Genomic DNA, 15370 nt, shown 5'->3' on the forward strand with positions numbered 1-15370 from the left:
ATTGTAAAGGTATTAGAATATTCTTGATTTAAATTAATGCAGCTAACTTTAATAAGATGCACGCGATTTTAAAGAAATATAATCTTTTACTATTTTTTCATCATTAGCAAGACTTATAAAATGTTCTTCGTGTTTCATTACATCATTGAGATGAGATGGCCATGGAGCATGAAGGCCACAAGCGCTTTTAATCGTATCAGGAAATTTAGCTGGATGAGCCGTGGCAAGAACGATCATTGGAATATGCGGTTTTTTGTTTTCACGCGCTACTTGAAGAGCAACCGCTGTATGTGGATCAACAAGATAGCCACTTTCCTTATAGACACTATCAATTGTTTGAGCTGTTGTAGCCATGTTGCTTTTCCCGGCGGAAAATAGGGAACGAATATTTTTGAGTTGCTTTTCATCAAGAGTAAAGAGCCCCGTTTTTTTCAAGTTTTCCATTGCATTGCGAATCCAGATTGGATCACGATTGCCACTTTCAAAGAGCAAACGTTCGAAATTAGAAGAGACCTGAATATCCATAGAAGGTGATGTTGTATGGACTATTGGTTGTGTTTCATAAGTACCACTGGTCAATGTACGTACAAGGATGTCGTTATCATTCGTTGCGATGACCAGTTGAGCAATGGGTAATCCCATACGGGCTGCGACATAACCTGCAAAAATATCACCAAAATTTCCAGTAGGAACAGTAAATGAAACAGCTCTATCAGGAGCTCCTAAAGAAAGTGCAGATGAAAAATAGTAAACAATTTGCGCCATGATACGCGCCCAATTTATAGAATTCACACCTGAAAGTGCTCTTTTTGTACGAAAATTGTGGTCATTAAACATTGCTTTGACAAGGGCTTGGCAATCATCAAAATTTCCTTCAATGGCAATGGCATGAACATTTGAACATTGATTGGTTGTCATTTGCCGTTGTTGAACAGGTGATACACGTCCTTTAGGAAATAAAATAAAAATATCTGAGTGTTCTTTTCCAGCAAAAGCTTGTATCGCAGCTCCACCTGTATCACCTGATGTTGCAGCAATAATCGTTGCACATCTATTTTTTTCAGTCAAAACATAATCCATCAGTCGAGAAAGAAACTGCATTGCTACATCTTTAAAAGCTAAAGTAGGACCATGAAAGAGTTCAAGGATAAATTCATCTGCTCCAGTTTGTCGTAACGGACAGATTGCTGGATGGTGAAAGGTTGCATAAGATTCAGCGATCATATTTTCAAAAGCTGTATATTCGATTTCGTTATTCACAAAGGGCCACAGAATAGTTTTAGCAATTGTTGTATAGGACTGACCACGAAGTGCTCGTAACGCATCAAATGATAGCTGAGGAAATTTATCTGGCAAATAAAGTCCCCCATCACTTGCCAACCCTGTCATGATTGTTTCCGTAAAGCTTAAAGCAGGAGCTTCACCTCTCGTGCTGATATATTCCATAAGTCTTATCCTTTTTTTATTTCTGGCAAATTGGTGAAGTTATTTATTTCACGTTTTTCATAATATTTAAATTATTAAATGGATAGAGCTTCTTTTCTTCTTTTTAACTCAATAATGAAAGGAAATAGTCTTAAGCATTTTTATTTTTAAGATATAAACGTCAAATGTTCACAGAAAATCTGTTGCAGACGAAAATTTCCTCTCTATTATTCACTCACTTAAATTTTACAACGTATCTTCACTTGTGCACCTTCTAAAATAATAAAATTAAATAGATAGAATGGTAGTTACTGAAGAACTTTTGTATAAAACTCAATCATTCATAGTTATTTTATGCTCTTAATACTTTGTAACAATTACATCTGCTAAACCGAATGTTAAAATGATACATCTCAGAATTCACACTGGAAGATTTATAAGGTAATTTTATGGCATTTCGTGCGCAAATCTATACTTTGCATAATCTTTTTTTAGCATAATTTATCATTTTGTATAATAATAGATATTATATTTATGCTATACAGTATGGTAACTTAAAGTTTATCCATAGAAAACATACAACAGCCTGCTAAATGATGTGAAGCAGGCTGTAAAGTATTCTCATTTTTAATAGAAAAAATACTGAGTATCTTTGAATTATTTTCCTTTAATTTTTCCTATTGCACATCCGATTATCCCGCTAAATATGGACATAACAAATCCAGTCAAGAATCCAAAACCTAAAGCTCCTACTGTAGAAAAAATTCCTAGCGTAATTGGTTCAAACACTTTCTCAAATTTTCCTTCAAAGGCAGATTCACTTTTTGCTTTATGAGTGAAACTTGGGACATAAAGAGCCGCTATATCGATAGCTTTTTTCTTTCCTTGTTCTATTAAAGAGACAGTTTCCCATTGAGTATCATTGTTCAAATGATTGGCATGAACATTTATAACTTGTGAAAGCAAAAAAGAAACTGCTATTAAAATATTTAATACGTAAGTTTTCAATACTTTAATCATAATTTTTCACCAATACTTTTACTTTTATTTTAATCTGAATTGAATAGATTTGTCGGCAGAATTAGTGCACATTGAGAGAAACAGAAGCATTTAAAGCTTTTTTCATTCTTAGTGTGATAATTCATTAGTTTTTTGTCATCAACAATCGATCAACACAGAATATATCCATAGTTTATATTTCATATGAGAAGGTTTTATTCTGATGAAATTTCAATTCTAACGAGATTTAAAACACGATATTATTTTACTTATTATCCATCCTAAAAACATGCCTATCGTACTTGATGCATATCCAAGTGCCATCCCCATACCAAAAGCCCCGATTGTAAGAGGTTCAACGACCTTTTCAAATTTTCCTTCAATAGTAGTTTCATTACTCACTCCACGATTTAGACTGGGTCTATAGAGAGAAACGGTATGGACTGCATCCTTTCTTTTCTGCTTTATTGCAGAAACAAAAATATTCTCACGATGAGTACTATTTTGCAAAGAGTTTGCATGTACATTTACAACCTGAGAAAGAGAAAAGGCAGACATAATGAAAATACTTAATATATGATTTTTAAATAATTTAATCATAATTTACCTCAAATATTTTATACTATATATATGCGTAAATTTATACTTTGGATATTTGGATATAATCTACAACATTTATATTTTGTAGAAAGATGAGCTTCATTATGTAATTATTTACAATAAATTATAGACACATAATGAAGCTAATATTCTAGAGTTCTAGATGAGGTTGAATTATTTGAACATCAATACTATGTCCTTTATCCAACTTATTATCGATCCTATAAAGCTCATTGCATATCCAGTAAACAATAGTCCCATTCCTATAGTTATAGGCTCAACGACCTTTTCTAATTTTCCTTCACCAGTTGTTCCATTTTCTGTTTGATAATTTACAGATGGAACATAGAAAGCAGTCGTAGAAACTACATCGGATGTCGCATATTTTACTTGTTCCATTGGGAACACAGAAAGTTCCTCTTTTGGAGTATCATTTTTCAAATAGTTTGCATTAACATTTACAGTTTGTGAAATAAAAAAAGTGCTCGCTATAAAAATGCTTAAGATATAATTTTTAAATATTTTTATCATAACTTTACCTCAAATATTTTTAAGTTATATATGTAAGAAATATACATAATGTTTATGTATCTCACACTATATATAATTTATATATTTCAATATGTATTTTTAGTCAATAATAAAAATACATATAAAAATATAACTGTATTTTTTTATAAACATTATTGTAAAAAAGTAACAGTAATAATTACAAAAATATTTTTTAAAAAAATTTATGAAATATCTTATTATGTGTTATATATAAAACAACACGTGGTTATCGTATGATTTTTATAAAATGATATTAATATTATTTTTTTAATACAATTATAAATAATAAAGTTGATCAAATTTTTTACATAATAAATATATATAAATTTATTTATTATATATATTATAATAAAAACATAAAAATTATGATGTATTTATAAAAATATTCTTAAAAATTAAAATATTAATGGACATGCTAAAATATTATTATTTATATGAGTTATTATAGATAGTCATTATTGTAATAATATGTGTTATATAGATATTATTAAGTTATTATTCAATGATTATTAATTGCATCATGATAGCATAATACTACTGCTTACTTAACTATTAATTATATACATTTATCTTATAGATAATAATATGTTATAGATACTAAAAAATATACAGCTCTCTCATAGTGGAAAGTAGAGCTCGAATTGGATAGAGATAAATGATATTATCTTTTTCTCGCCAATGTGAGCGGCGTATTACTATGATGTAAAGTGTATAGAAGAATGTCAATTCAGACATATTTATGAGTGCCGAAAGATCAGCATTGGATAATATTTTTCGACATGTTCTTCTTTCCAAACTGAAAAGCCGCTTTTATTTTTAGAAAGGGTGTTTTTCCTAAAGTTGGATTACTTTTGAAAAGATCTGATTTCATTGCTTATTTAAAAAGTCTATTAAGTGCTTTTGGAAAATTTTGAGCAACTACTGGTATCTCTGTACGTTGTTTAACATGATTGTATGTTTCATATTTAAGTGCTTTTTTAAAGAAACCGTTCTCAAGGTACTCAAGCCTATTTTGCAACGCTATATATGATGATAAAGTCCCATAATATAAAATTCTTAGGACATCAGAATTTTTGACGTTTATAAAGAAGAAAGATGGTAGTGCCATACACTTTGCTCGCTCCTAATGTTGCTACTAATTTTTGCCTTTTGAGATAATTCATTAAAAGGCATTTTTATTTCTTTAATTCAGCATATCCAGATTTTAAATGAGAGGATCTTACAATATTCGGTTTTTTGGCTTAATTTGAATAATGATTAATTATTGATTATAAATCAACATGTTGTCTGTAAATTACTTGGTATGAAATGTTTTTTATAAAAGGCACATTTTTCATAAAAATGTATTCTTTTTGTTTTTTGTAATCTTAGGGAGGTTGTACTAATTGATGCTGTTAAAATACTGTTTGAGCAGCAAAGTAAATAAGCCTTCAACAAGTTTACGAGATTTGGATTGAGTAAATATAAGCCCGTGTAACTCAACAAGGACGCTTTTGTCATTTTCAATAAACTCTTGTGTTCCATAGATTCCGCGAATTTTAATATTTTTTTTCATGATCAATAGGCACATCCCTTACAATTTTACCATAGTATGTGATTTTTTTGATCAGATGAAAGAGGCTAGCAATTCTCACATCTTATCGAGCAAGGCATCGTAATATTCCTTTTTTGACAAATATAATAATTTATCAGGATGAGCTGCTGAGGTTGGGAGTGGGATATCGGAGTTGAGATAGATAAGCAGGGTTTAATTTTTATGAGTTGGCACCCCTGTTTTTTGCTTTTTTAAAAGCACGTGCAATGGTTAACAGACTTATGATTTCAATGAGGCGCTATATTTTTCCTTCACATTGAGATGCAATTCACCCGTGTCGTGAATTACGCATTTATTGAAGTTATTATAAAAGGAGCAACGAGAAGAGAAGGACATTTGAGTAAAAATTCTTCTTACAAGAGTTTACAAACTAATATATTCAAGAGATTTTTTTTATAATAGATCGCGCCATATTGCCATTGCTTCTAAAACTTCTCCTAAATGAGCATGTTTTGCGATAACTGTTTCTGCACCAGCTTCTGCAAGTGCATTAGAGTGGCCATGATAGCTATGTGATCCTCCCGTAAAGCCGATGACACGCATGCCTGCTGCTATGGCTGCGTGTACACCATGAAGTGAATCTTCTATAACGATAGTGTTTTGGGGCTCTGCCTGTAATTGTTGTGCGGCAAAAAGGAAAACATCAGGGGCCGGTTTCGTTCTTTTTGTTCCAACTTCAGGTGCTGAAAATATTTTACCTTCAAAAAGGTCATAGAGATCAACCGTGGTGAGCATCTCTTTTATATCTACGCTTTTTGCATTAGAGCAGATACAGTAGGGATAGCGTGTTTGAATAATTTCTACAGCTTCTCTTACATCATCAATAGCCCGTAATTTAGTTTTTATTTGTGTACGAAAAATATTAGTCATTTGGTCTATGAGATGAGCAGAAATTGGTTTTTCTGTTTCCTGTTCAACGTGTTTAAGAATATCGCGAAAGATAAGCCCTGCAAAACGCTCACTCAATTCTTCGGGTGATATTTCATATCCTGTTTGTTTGAGCAATTGTGATCCAATTTTTGCTGCAAGATATTCAGAGTCAACGAGAACTCCGTCACAATCAAAAATAATAAGATCTATCTGAGGCATAAGATATTCCTTTACATGTTACGAGATGGACAACTTTCATGAAAACGATATTGAGAGGATCTTATTTCATAAAAATAAGTTTTGAAAATGATTCTTAATTCTTTTACGAAATAAAAGATATGGGAACAGTACATTGAAAAAAAGAAAATTAAGGTTTCATTCATGTGAAAGTTTTTTTTTACTAAAAAAACAAAAACAATTATCAATTTTGTAGAATTTTAACGATACGTTTACGCTATTTTGTAAATATGGATTGGTAATGCGGGCCTATAAACTATTTTAGTTGATTATAGGGCAAATTTAGTTAATTTTGTTGGGTTTTTCATGACAGTTATTCAGCTTCAAAAAGATTTCCTTCGTATCCCCTCACAAATGCCATGGCGCAATAAAATTTTTAAAGGAGATTGTGTTTCCGTTCTAGAAAAACTTCCAAAACATTCTGTTGATATGATTTTTGCAGATCCACCCTATAATTTGCAATTGGATGGAGCTTTATACCGTCCAGATCATTCGCTTGTTGATGCGGTTGATGATGCATGGGATCAGTTTGAGAGTTTTGCTGCTTATGATGCTTTTACCCGTGCATGGTTGCTTGCTTGTCGTCGTGTATTAAAACCCAACGGAACACTTTGGGTTATCGGATCTTACCATAATATTTTTCGGGTTGGGACGGCATTACAAGATTTAGGTTTTTGGATGCTTAATGATATTATTTGGCGCAAGAATAATCCGATGCCTAATTTTCGAGGGCGCCGTTTTCAAAATGCTCATGAGACGCTTATTTGGGCCGTGCGAGATCAAAAAGATAAAAAGTACACATTTAATTATGATGCCTTAAAAGCGGCAAATGAAGATCTACAAATGCGTTCAGATTGGCTTTTCCCTCTCTGCACTGGAGCTGAACGTTTAAAGGATGATTCAGGGCGTAAATTGCATCCAACACAAAAACCGCAAGCGTTATTAGCGCGTATTATTATGGCTTCTAGTAAACCTGGTGATGTTATTCTCGATCCGTTTTTTGGTTCGGGAACAACAGGTGCTGTTGCCAAGCTTTTAGGGCGTGATTTTGTTGGGATTGAACGCGAGCAAGATTACATCGATGCAGCATGTGAGAGAATTGCGGCGGTTCAACCTTTAGCGCAACCAGAACTAGCGATTTTGGATAGAAAAAAAGCAGAACCGCGCGTAGCATTCAACAGTTTGCTTGAAGCAGGTTTACTCTATCCTGGAGAAGTTCTTTATGATCGTAAGAAGCAAGTATCTGCTATTGTAAGAGCTGATGGTACGATTATGCATGGTGGTGAAGCGGGTTCAATTCACGCAATGGGAAGAAAGGCTCAAGATTCGCAGAGTTGTAATGGTTGGACCTTTTGGTATTATGAGGAAAATGGACGGTTGAAGTCCATAGATCATTTAAGAATGATCATACGTTCACAAATGTTAAAAACGGGTGTTTTATGAACTAAGCTGATCGCTTCATTCTATTGACCACCAATGTACCTGATCTTGATTAAGATGGACGTGAGGGCGTTTTATGCCTTTCTTAGATGTTTTTTATTGACACACTAATCTCGCTTGTAAGCGGCAAGCGAGTATTTTTATGCTTCTTGTAGAAGAAATTAAAATGAGAAATTTTCACTCTATGTTCTAGTTTTAGTTCCAAGACAGTAAAATTTCAATATAAGCTTATAAAAATGAAATATCAGAATTAAAAGGTTCATTCAGAAGTTCCAAATTAAGTGCTTTTTTGAATACGTACATCTGTAAAGTGCGTAAAATGTATTTATTTATAAAGATAATTTAACGCAACTCATATTGAATTGCCCTCGGAATATCGTCAAGTTTTTTCATTTCAAACTTGTTCCATATTGAATCGATGAAAATTACTTGCTTGCATGTCATAAACGGGGTTGGCGTGTGAATAAAAATTGTTAACGAAAGAACTAAAAATACCTCTTATGAACCGTTTCACGTACCAAGGGATGTTGAGGGGGCTGGTAAATATAACGATGGAGCCGACTTACTCCTTCATAAGCGAAAAAAGGATAGAACCTGAAATTTAAATTTAAGATTTCTAAGCTTTTCTATTCCTCCTTAATTCTTATCTGTAGAAAAAATTGGTTATTTCATTTTTTTAATTTTTCTTTTGCAGATTAATAAATAATTGCTAGAGATACAAAAGTCTCTGTTAGAAAACATTTTTATGAATAGGGAAGGTTATTTAAATCTGAAAGAATTGGGAAGTGCTACGGAAATGGCTTTTTTCATAACAGTAGGTAATGCTTCTTCGGTAAGATGTTGAATGTTACACCACCAACCATTTTCACAATTCATTTCATGAACATCTTCGGTATAGTAAACATCGAGTTTTAGAGAAAAGTGAGTAAAAACATGCGTAATTTGTCCCTTGAATTGCCAATTGGCAGTAAAGGGTGCGTTTTGGAGCCCATTTTCGTTGTTTATGCCAATATTGTTAGGAATTTGGGTCATTCCACCAAGGAGCTTTTGCGTCTGTCGTTTTTCCAAATAAATTTGTCTCTTTTTATTAAGGACCACAAAAGCAATACCTGTTTTTGAAGGGCGTTCTTTTTTAGGGGCTTTAACTGGAAAAGACTCCGGTTGTTGCATCTTTTCTGCTTTGCATAAACATTGAAGAGGGCAGGTATAACAAGATGGTTTGCGTGGAGTACAAATTGTTGCTCCCAAATCCATCATTGCTTGAGCAAAGTCACCAGGACGATTTAAAGCAGTAATTTTTTGTGTTTTTTCTTTAATTTCAACTTTTGCTTTTTGCAATATTGAAGTGATAGCAAAAAGTCGCGCTACCACACGTTCGACATTACCATCAACCACTGCTACAGGGTGGTTAAAAGCAATCGCAGCAATGGCTGCGGCAGTATAATCTCCAATACCGGCTAGAGTTCGCAATTCTTTTACAGATTGTGGAAATTGTCCCGCGTAGTTTTCAACAAGCTGTCGCGCACATTTTTTAAGATTACGTGCGCGTGAATAATAACCAAGTCCAGCCCATGCTTTCATGATATCATCTTGTGAGGCTTTTGCTAAAGAGAAAAGATCAGGCCATAGTTTTAGAAATTTTTTAAAATAAGGCTTAACTGTTTCAACGGTTGTTTGTTGAAGCATGATTTCAGAAAGCCAAACTTGATAAGGATCAGGACGGATACCTTGTTTTTGCTTTTCAGGGGTAATCCGCCATGGAAGATGTCTGTGATTTTGATCGTACCAAGCAAGGAGGTGCGAAGAAATTTCATACATGATTGCTTTCAAGCATAGGGAGATATAAAATGCAAAAGAAAAAATTATTTATTTTGTAATTCATGTTTTTTGCTCTTTTATTGTCAAGGCTCTGGTGAGAAAAGGCTTTTTATTTTGTTGATATTTCATAAATTGAGGAGGCAACAATTTTTAGATGAAACAAATGATTTTAATTTAGTAAGCGGTTGAACAATGATCTAAAAATGAGAAAACAACTTAAAAAACGTATCTTTTATTCTCTTTCTGAGACGGTATACAAAATACTTGATCCAGTTTTACGCAAACGGACAGGGCTTAATGTAGCGCTTATAGAACATTGGCCACAGATTGCGGGCTATGATATCAGTGAACATACAATGCCGCTTAAAATTATTTGGAAACGTCGTGCAGATCAAGATGAAGTTTTTCAGCCAGCAACACTTGTTGTCGCATGTGAAGGATTTGCTGCGTTAAAATTGATGCATGAAACAGAGGAATTACTTCATAGAATTAACGGATTTTTTGGCTATATTGCTATTGATCGCATCAAGATTGAGCAAAGGAGTATGTCGGTTTTTATGAATCACTTGCCTCTAAAACCGCCTTTGAGTGAACAAGACAAAAAATGCGTGGAAAAAATGCTTGAAGGAATTGAAGATAAAAGCTTGCACCAAGCACTTTATAAACTTGGCTGTTGCATTTTCTTGGAAAAAAATAATAAATAGAAAGATATTTTATATATTTTTCTTTAATATATGAGAAAGCATTGGATTCCTATTTGTTAATAACAACAGAAAAGTATTATTTATGGTAAAATATCGTTCTTTTTTATCTTTCGGGATAATTTTTCTCTTCATAACGATTGTACAAAACAGTGTAACAGTTGCTTTAGCGCGTGATCCCAAACCAGTGGCAACAACTGTTGATATGGCAGAGCTTCTCCAATCGGGTAAAGTAAAGGATCGCTTTGAGGGAGAGGCGGATGCACCAGTCGTCATTGTTGAGTATGCTTCGTTGACATGTACCCATTGTGCGCATTTTTATAATGATATACTTCCCCAAATTCGTAAAAAATATATCAAAACAGGAAAAGTAAAACTTATTTTCCGAGAATATGCTTTTGATCCTCGGGCAACAGCAGGTTTTATGTTGGCACGGTGTGCACCAGAAGATCGCTATTTTCCTTTGATAGAAGTTTTATTTCAAAAACAAAATGAATGGGCTTTCGGAAAAAATGCTCTAACACCATTGAAAAAAATTGGCTTAATGGCTGGTTTTACAGATGAAAGTTTTACTGCTTGTTTGAAAAATCAGTCCATTTTAGATGAAGTAAATGCATCTTTTGAACGCGGTAAAGAGCTTGGTGTCACAGCAACACCTACTTTCTTTATTAATGGTAGTAAATATGAAGGTGCCATGAAAGTAGAAGAATTTTTTTCGGTGATTGATAGTTTTCTTAAAAACTGAATCTTAATCTTCCAGAAGATGGATAGTGATACTTTTGGCCATTATCTCCTTTGGAAGGATTAATATTATGCATTTATGAAGCGATATTGTTTTTGAGCCAATTTTGAATCAAATCATTGCTTTTAAATGAGCCTCGGTTGAATGATGTTTTGATGCTGATATGGGAGGATTTGTACAGTGAAAAAATGGGTTTATAGTTTTGGAGATGGAAAGGCAGAAGGAAGTGCAAGTGAGCGTAACCTTCTCGGAGGTAAAGGGGCTAATTTGGCAGAAATGAGTAATCTTGGTTTGCCCGTACCGCCAGGATTTACGCTGACAACAGAAGTTTGTAATTTTTATTACGCCCATGACAAATCATATCCAGAAGAGCTACAGGAATCTGTTAAGCAAGCACTAAGACGTGTTGGTGAACAAACAGGACGTGAATTTGGGAGTGAGCAAAAGCCACTTTTGCTGTCTGTTCGTTCAGGGGCTAGGGCTTCTATGCCAGGGATGATGGATACAGTGCTTAACCTTGGCATGAATGATGAGACTGTAAAAGCCATTGCTTTACAAGCCAATAATGAACGTTTTGCTTATGATAGTTATCGGCGTTTTATCCAAATGTATTCTAACGTTGTTTTGGGGCTAGACCATTCGTATTTTGAAGAGATTCTTGATGAAGCAAAGGCATGCAATGGTTACACTATTGATACAGAAATGACAGCAGATGATTGGAAGAATGTTATTATTTCTTATAAAGCCTATGTTGAAGAAAAATTAGGAACCCCTTTTCCACAAGATCCTGAACAACAGTTATGGGGGGCAATTGGAGCCGTTTTTTCAAGTTGGATGACGGCACGCGCAGTTACTTATCGCCGTTTACATAGCATTCCTGAAAGTTGGGGAACGGCAGTTAATGTGCAAGCTATGGTTTTTGGTAACATGGGAGAAGATTCGGCAACAGGTGTTGCTTTTACACGCAATCCATCGACAGGGAAAAAAGAACTTTATGGTGAATTTTTAGTTAATGCGCAAGGGGAAGATGTTGTGGCGGGCATTCGAACGCCTCAAAATATTACAGAAAGTGCGCGTATTGTTGCTGGTTCAAATAGACCGTCGTTAGAAAAAATTATGCCTGAGGCTTTTTTGAAATTATGTCAGATTGCGCAGAAGCTTGAGCAGCATTATCGGGATATGCAAGATCTCGAATTTACCATTGAAAAAGGTAAATTATGGATGCTTCAGACTCGTTCAGGAAAACGCACGGCTCGTGCGGCTCTCAAGATGGCAATTGAAATGGTTGAGGAGGGGTTAATAAACCGTGAAGAGGCTGTGATGCGTATTGATGCAAAGTCGCTGGACCAACTTTTGCATCCAACACTTGATCCTAAAGCAGAACGTTTTGTTATAGGACGTGGTTTACCTGCTTCTCCTGGAGCCGCAACTGGTGAAATTGTTTTTACTTCAGAAGAGGCAGAAACTGTGTCGGCGGAAGGTCGCAAAGTTATTTTGGTCCGTGTAGAAACAAGCCCAGAAGATATTCATGGTATGCATGCTGCAGAAGGAATTTTAACAACGCGTGGCGGTATGACAAGTCACGCTGCTGTTGTTGCGCGGGGGATGGGAAAACCATGTATTTCTGGTGCTGGCAGTGTGCGGATTGATTATAACACAAATACGTTGTTTGCCTCAGGAGAAAGCTTAAAAAAAGGTGATGTTATCACAATTGATGGTGGAAGTGGAGAAATTTTCAAAGGGAAAGTTGCAATGTTGCAGCCTCAGCTTTGCGGAGACTTTGCAAAATTAATGGAATGGGCTGATGGGATGCGACGTATAAGAGTTCGCGCTAATGCTGATACACCATCTGATGCCCGTATGGGGCGATCTTTTGGGGCTGAAGGTATAGGTCTTTGCCGTACGGAGCACATGTTTTTTTCTGATGAACGTATCGTTGCTATGCGTGAAATGATTTTAAGTCATGATGAAAGTGGTCGTCGTAAAGCACTAGATAAGCTTTTGCCAATGCAGCGTTCAGATTTTAGTGAATTATTTGAAATTATGTGTGGTTTACCTGTTACTATCCGCTTGCTAGATCCACCATTACATGAATTTTTGCCTAAAACGAAAGCAGAAATTCTTGATGTTGCAACAGCTATGGGGGTTTCTGCTGAAGTTCTTGCTGAACGCGCTCAGCAGTTGCACGAATTTAATCCTATGCTTGGATTACGAGGATGCCGTTTAGCTATTACTTATCCTGAAATTGCAGAAATGCAAGCGCGGGCGATTTTTGAAGCAGCAGCAGAAGCTGCCCAAAAATCTGGATCTCCTGTTATGCTTGAAATTATGGTGCCACTGGTTGCGCTTAAATCTGAACTCGATTTTGTAAAAGCGCGTATTGATCAGGTTGCTGAAGAAGTGATGAAAGAAAAGGGAAGCACTATTCAATATATGGTTGGAACGATGATTGAACTTCCAAGGGCGGCGCTTCGAGCAGATGAAATTGCTGAAACTGCTGAATTTTTTTCATTTGGAACAAACGATTTGACACAAACTACTTTTGGGATTTCCCGTGATGATGCTGCTCCTTTTTTAGCAACCTATTTTCAAAAAGGTCTTTTAGAGCAAGATCCTTTCGTGTCTATTGACCGTGATGGAGTAGGGGAACTTATTACCATTGCTGCACAGCGTGGACGTTCAAAGCGTGCAAAAATAAAATTGGGAATTTGCGGTGAACATGGAGGCGATCCTGCTTCTATTACTTTATGCGAAGAAAATAACCTAGATTATGTTTCGTGTTCTCCTTTTCGAGTACCAATTGCTCGTTTAGCAGCAGCTCAGGCCGCAATAGCAAAAAGGATGTAATGGGTTAATATTTTTTGTTGTATCGTTATTACTGAAATAAATTTTTATATATTCTTTTATTTTCTTTAATAAAGGGAATAAAAATGCTTCTAAAATGCACGATAAGTTATGTTACGCGAGAAAGTGCTTTTTTTAGAAGTTTATAAGAAAAAATATAAAGCAGGATAGACAAAGATGTATTATTAATACACTTTCTATTGAAGAACCTCTTGATAGAGAGAAACGTGTTATTGTGCAGTCAATTTACGCGTTTGCTTTTTTATGGGGGAATGAGCTCCTCACGCAAAATAGAATGCTCCAAACAAATGTATTTTTTTGCACATCATGCTGTTTGAGATAGACATCTCTCAGTGGATGTCCATTTCACATTGACATTCGTGGAATGGGGATTATGTAAACTCCCCGTAAGTTTATAAACTCCACTATACGCTACCATCTTTACCTTTATGAAGGAATATCAAAGTTATACAATATGTTGATTTATAATGATATTTTTTTATTTCTTATATTGAACAAAAGCTGTAAATATCATAAGATCTTCTCATTTCAACTTCTTTTATAATGAATCAATCAAAACCATGTTTTTTGCATGTTATAGGCGGGATGAGCGTCTGTGGATAAAAAAATAAAGCAAGGATATGCCTCTTATGAATCGTCTCAAGTGTCAAGAGTTGTCACAAATTGAAGGTAGGTACAGTGTGTAATGGTGCTGGCTTGCTTTTTCACAAGTGTAAAAATAATAGCGCGCGCGCAGTAGGGGCTGCTATTATTCACGGGCGTTGTTGTGAAATGGTCTTGGGTGCTTTAAGAGATGTTTTTTTAAGAAAGCCCGTGAATGGCAATCCAAGTGTATTTCGTTTGGGACATTTTGTTTTGCGTGAGGGGGGAGTGAGTTCAAAAAGACATGTGATAAATAAAAGCATGAGGCAATAGGTAATCTCCATTATTTTAAAGATATTGCTTTAGATGTCTTTGAAAGGCGTAAAGCTGAATTAAAAGGAAATGGCAAAGATGAAAACTGGTTTTTACCTTAAAATTTCATATTCTTCCCAAATTAGGCTGTCTCCCTGTTTTAAGAGATTATACAAACAGAGATGCGCAATATTCTTGCCTCCATTTGGCATACAAAAGCTATAACAGCTGAGAAAAGTACTAAACTGTCTTAACATTTGTTTCAAATATACTGCTGCGTTAAATTTAGATGTTGATTTATAGGCAATATTAAACACACACGCTATCTTAGGAAAACAATGTCATAAAACACATAATTTTCCAGCAATAGATTGGAGAGAAGTGCTGTTTTTTTCAGATACTTTGCAAAACAACAACCATAACACAACTAGCTTTACGTCTACTTATCCTTACAGGTGTTTGCATAAATTCTTTGCATCATATTTATAAAGATCAAATTGACGATAATATATGGACAATTCGTGGTTCGATAATATGAAAGGTTTACGTGATACTACAAAAATTTTGTGTCCTTTTATCATCAGAAGCAATAAAAATGCTAGAACAAGCGCGTTTTCTATTTTGCAATATTTC

General features: G+C 34.8%; 11 protein-coding genes. 4 read left to right on the forward strand and 7 right to left on the reverse strand.

Translation table 11 applies throughout. The features are described 5' to 3' along the window. Window positions 1–48: 48 nt before the first annotated feature. The 6 genes from thrC to ACFIJZ_RS06920 form a co-directional block, all read right to left on the reverse strand. The gene (gene thrC, locus ACFIJZ_RS06895) at window positions 49–1446 is read right to left on the reverse strand and encodes a threonine synthase (RefSeq protein WP_273791360.1); all 1398 of its coding nucleotides are present in this window, start codon (window positions 1444–1446) and stop codon (window positions 49–51) included. Window positions 1447–2082: 636 nt separating this feature from the next. Further along, complete coding sequence (locus ACFIJZ_RS06900; protein WP_273791361.1) at window positions 2083–2445, reverse strand: hypothetical protein; 363 nt, start codon at window positions 2443–2445, stop codon at window positions 2083–2085. A gap of 216 nt (window positions 2446–2661) precedes the next feature. Further along, window positions 2662–3024 carry a hypothetical protein gene (locus tag ACFIJZ_RS06905; RefSeq protein ID WP_375631390.1) on the reverse strand — a complete coding sequence of 121 codons (363 nt, stop codon included), beginning with the start codon at window positions 3022–3024 and terminating at the stop codon, window positions 2662–2664. Window positions 3025–3198: 174 nt separating this feature from the next. Beyond that, window positions 3199–3555: a hypothetical protein gene (locus ACFIJZ_RS06910; protein ID WP_273791363.1), complete on the reverse strand. Its 357-nt coding sequence runs from the start codon at window positions 3553–3555 to the stop codon at window positions 3199–3201. An 895-nt stretch (window positions 3556–4450) separates the two neighbouring features. Then, window positions 4451–4684, reverse strand: a complete 234-nt coding sequence (locus tag ACFIJZ_RS06915) for a hypothetical protein (RefSeq protein ID WP_273791557.1) — start codon at window positions 4682–4684, stop codon at window positions 4451–4453. Window positions 4685–5563: 879 nt separating this feature from the next. Next, window positions 5564–6259, reverse strand: a complete 696-nt coding sequence (locus ACFIJZ_RS06920) for an HAD family hydrolase (protein ID WP_375631391.1) — start codon at window positions 6257–6259, stop codon at window positions 5564–5566. A gap of 372 nt (window positions 6260–6631) precedes the next feature. On the opposite strand from ACFIJZ_RS06920, the gene ACFIJZ_RS06925 reads away from it, so the two are divergent. Then, a complete protein-coding gene (locus ACFIJZ_RS06925) occupies window positions 6632–7720 on the forward strand; it encodes a site-specific DNA-methyltransferase (RefSeq protein WP_375613050.1) in 1089 nt (362 codons plus the stop codon). A gap of 756 nt (window positions 7721–8476) precedes the next feature. On the opposite strand, the gene mutY is transcribed toward ACFIJZ_RS06925, so the two are convergent. Then, window positions 8477–9535 (reverse strand): A/G-specific adenine glycosylase, encoded by a 1059-nt coding sequence (gene mutY, locus ACFIJZ_RS06930; protein WP_273791560.1) that lies wholly within the window; start codon window positions 9533–9535, stop codon window positions 8477–8479. Window positions 9536–9738: 203 nt separating this feature from the next. On the opposite strand from mutY, the gene ACFIJZ_RS06935 reads away from it, so the two are divergent. From ACFIJZ_RS06935 to ppdK, 3 genes are all read left to right on the forward strand, one after another. Beyond that, on the forward strand, window positions 9739–10239 hold the full coding sequence (locus ACFIJZ_RS06935; RefSeq protein WP_273791561.1) for a DUF721 domain-containing protein: 501 nt from the start codon (window positions 9739–9741) through the stop codon (window positions 10237–10239). 82 nt (window positions 10240–10321) lie between these two features. Beyond that, window positions 10322–10981 carry a DsbA family protein gene (locus ACFIJZ_RS06940; protein ID WP_273791562.1) on the forward strand — a complete coding sequence of 220 codons (660 nt, stop codon included), beginning with the start codon at window positions 10322–10324 and terminating at the stop codon, window positions 10979–10981. 177 nt (window positions 10982–11158) lie between these two features. Then, on the forward strand, window positions 11159–13825 hold the full coding sequence (gene ppdK / locus ACFIJZ_RS06945; protein ID WP_375631392.1) for a pyruvate, phosphate dikinase: 2667 nt from the start codon (window positions 11159–11161) through the stop codon (window positions 13823–13825). Window positions 13826–15370 lie beyond the last annotated feature (1545 nt).

It is taken from the genome of Bartonella sp. CL70QHWL (genome assembly GCF_042194855.1).
In the GTDB taxonomy this organism is placed as follows: domain Bacteria; phylum Pseudomonadota; class Alphaproteobacteria; order Rhizobiales; family Rhizobiaceae; genus Bartonella.

Excerpts from the sequence above, each read along its gene's own strand:
- thrC (WP_273791360.1), bottom strand. The coding sequence starts at position 1,446 with ATGGAATATATCAGCACGAGAGGTGAAGCTCCTGCTTTAAGCTTTACG.
- ACFIJZ_RS06900 (WP_273791361.1), bottom strand. The coding sequence starts at position 2,445 with ATGATTAAAGTATTGAAAACTTACGTATTAAATATTTTAATAGCAGTT.
- ACFIJZ_RS06905 (WP_375631390.1), bottom strand. The coding sequence starts at position 3,024 with ATGATTAAATTATTTAAAAATCATATATTAAGTATTTTCATTATGTCT.
- ACFIJZ_RS06910 (WP_273791363.1), bottom strand. The coding sequence starts at position 3,555 with ATGATAAAAATATTTAAAAATTATATCTTAAGCATTTTTATAGCGAGC.
- ACFIJZ_RS06915 (WP_273791557.1), bottom strand. The coding sequence starts at position 4,684 with ATGGCACTACCATCTTTCTTCTTTATAAACGTCAAAAATTCTGATGTC.
- ACFIJZ_RS06920 (WP_375631391.1), bottom strand. The coding sequence starts at position 6,259 with ATGCCTCAGATAGATCTTATTATTTTTGATTGTGACGGAGTTCTCGTT.
- ACFIJZ_RS06925 (WP_375613050.1), top strand. The coding sequence starts at position 6,632 with ATGCCATGGCGCAATAAAATTTTTAAAGGAGATTGTGTTTCCGTTCTA.
- mutY (WP_273791560.1), bottom strand. The coding sequence starts at position 9,535 with ATGTATGAAATTTCTTCGCACCTCCTTGCTTGGTACGATCAAAATCAC.
- ACFIJZ_RS06935 (WP_273791561.1), top strand. The coding sequence starts at position 9,739 with ATGAGAAAACAACTTAAAAAACGTATCTTTTATTCTCTTTCTGAGACG.
- ACFIJZ_RS06940 (WP_273791562.1), top strand. The coding sequence starts at position 10,322 with ATGGTAAAATATCGTTCTTTTTTATCTTTCGGGATAATTTTTCTCTTC.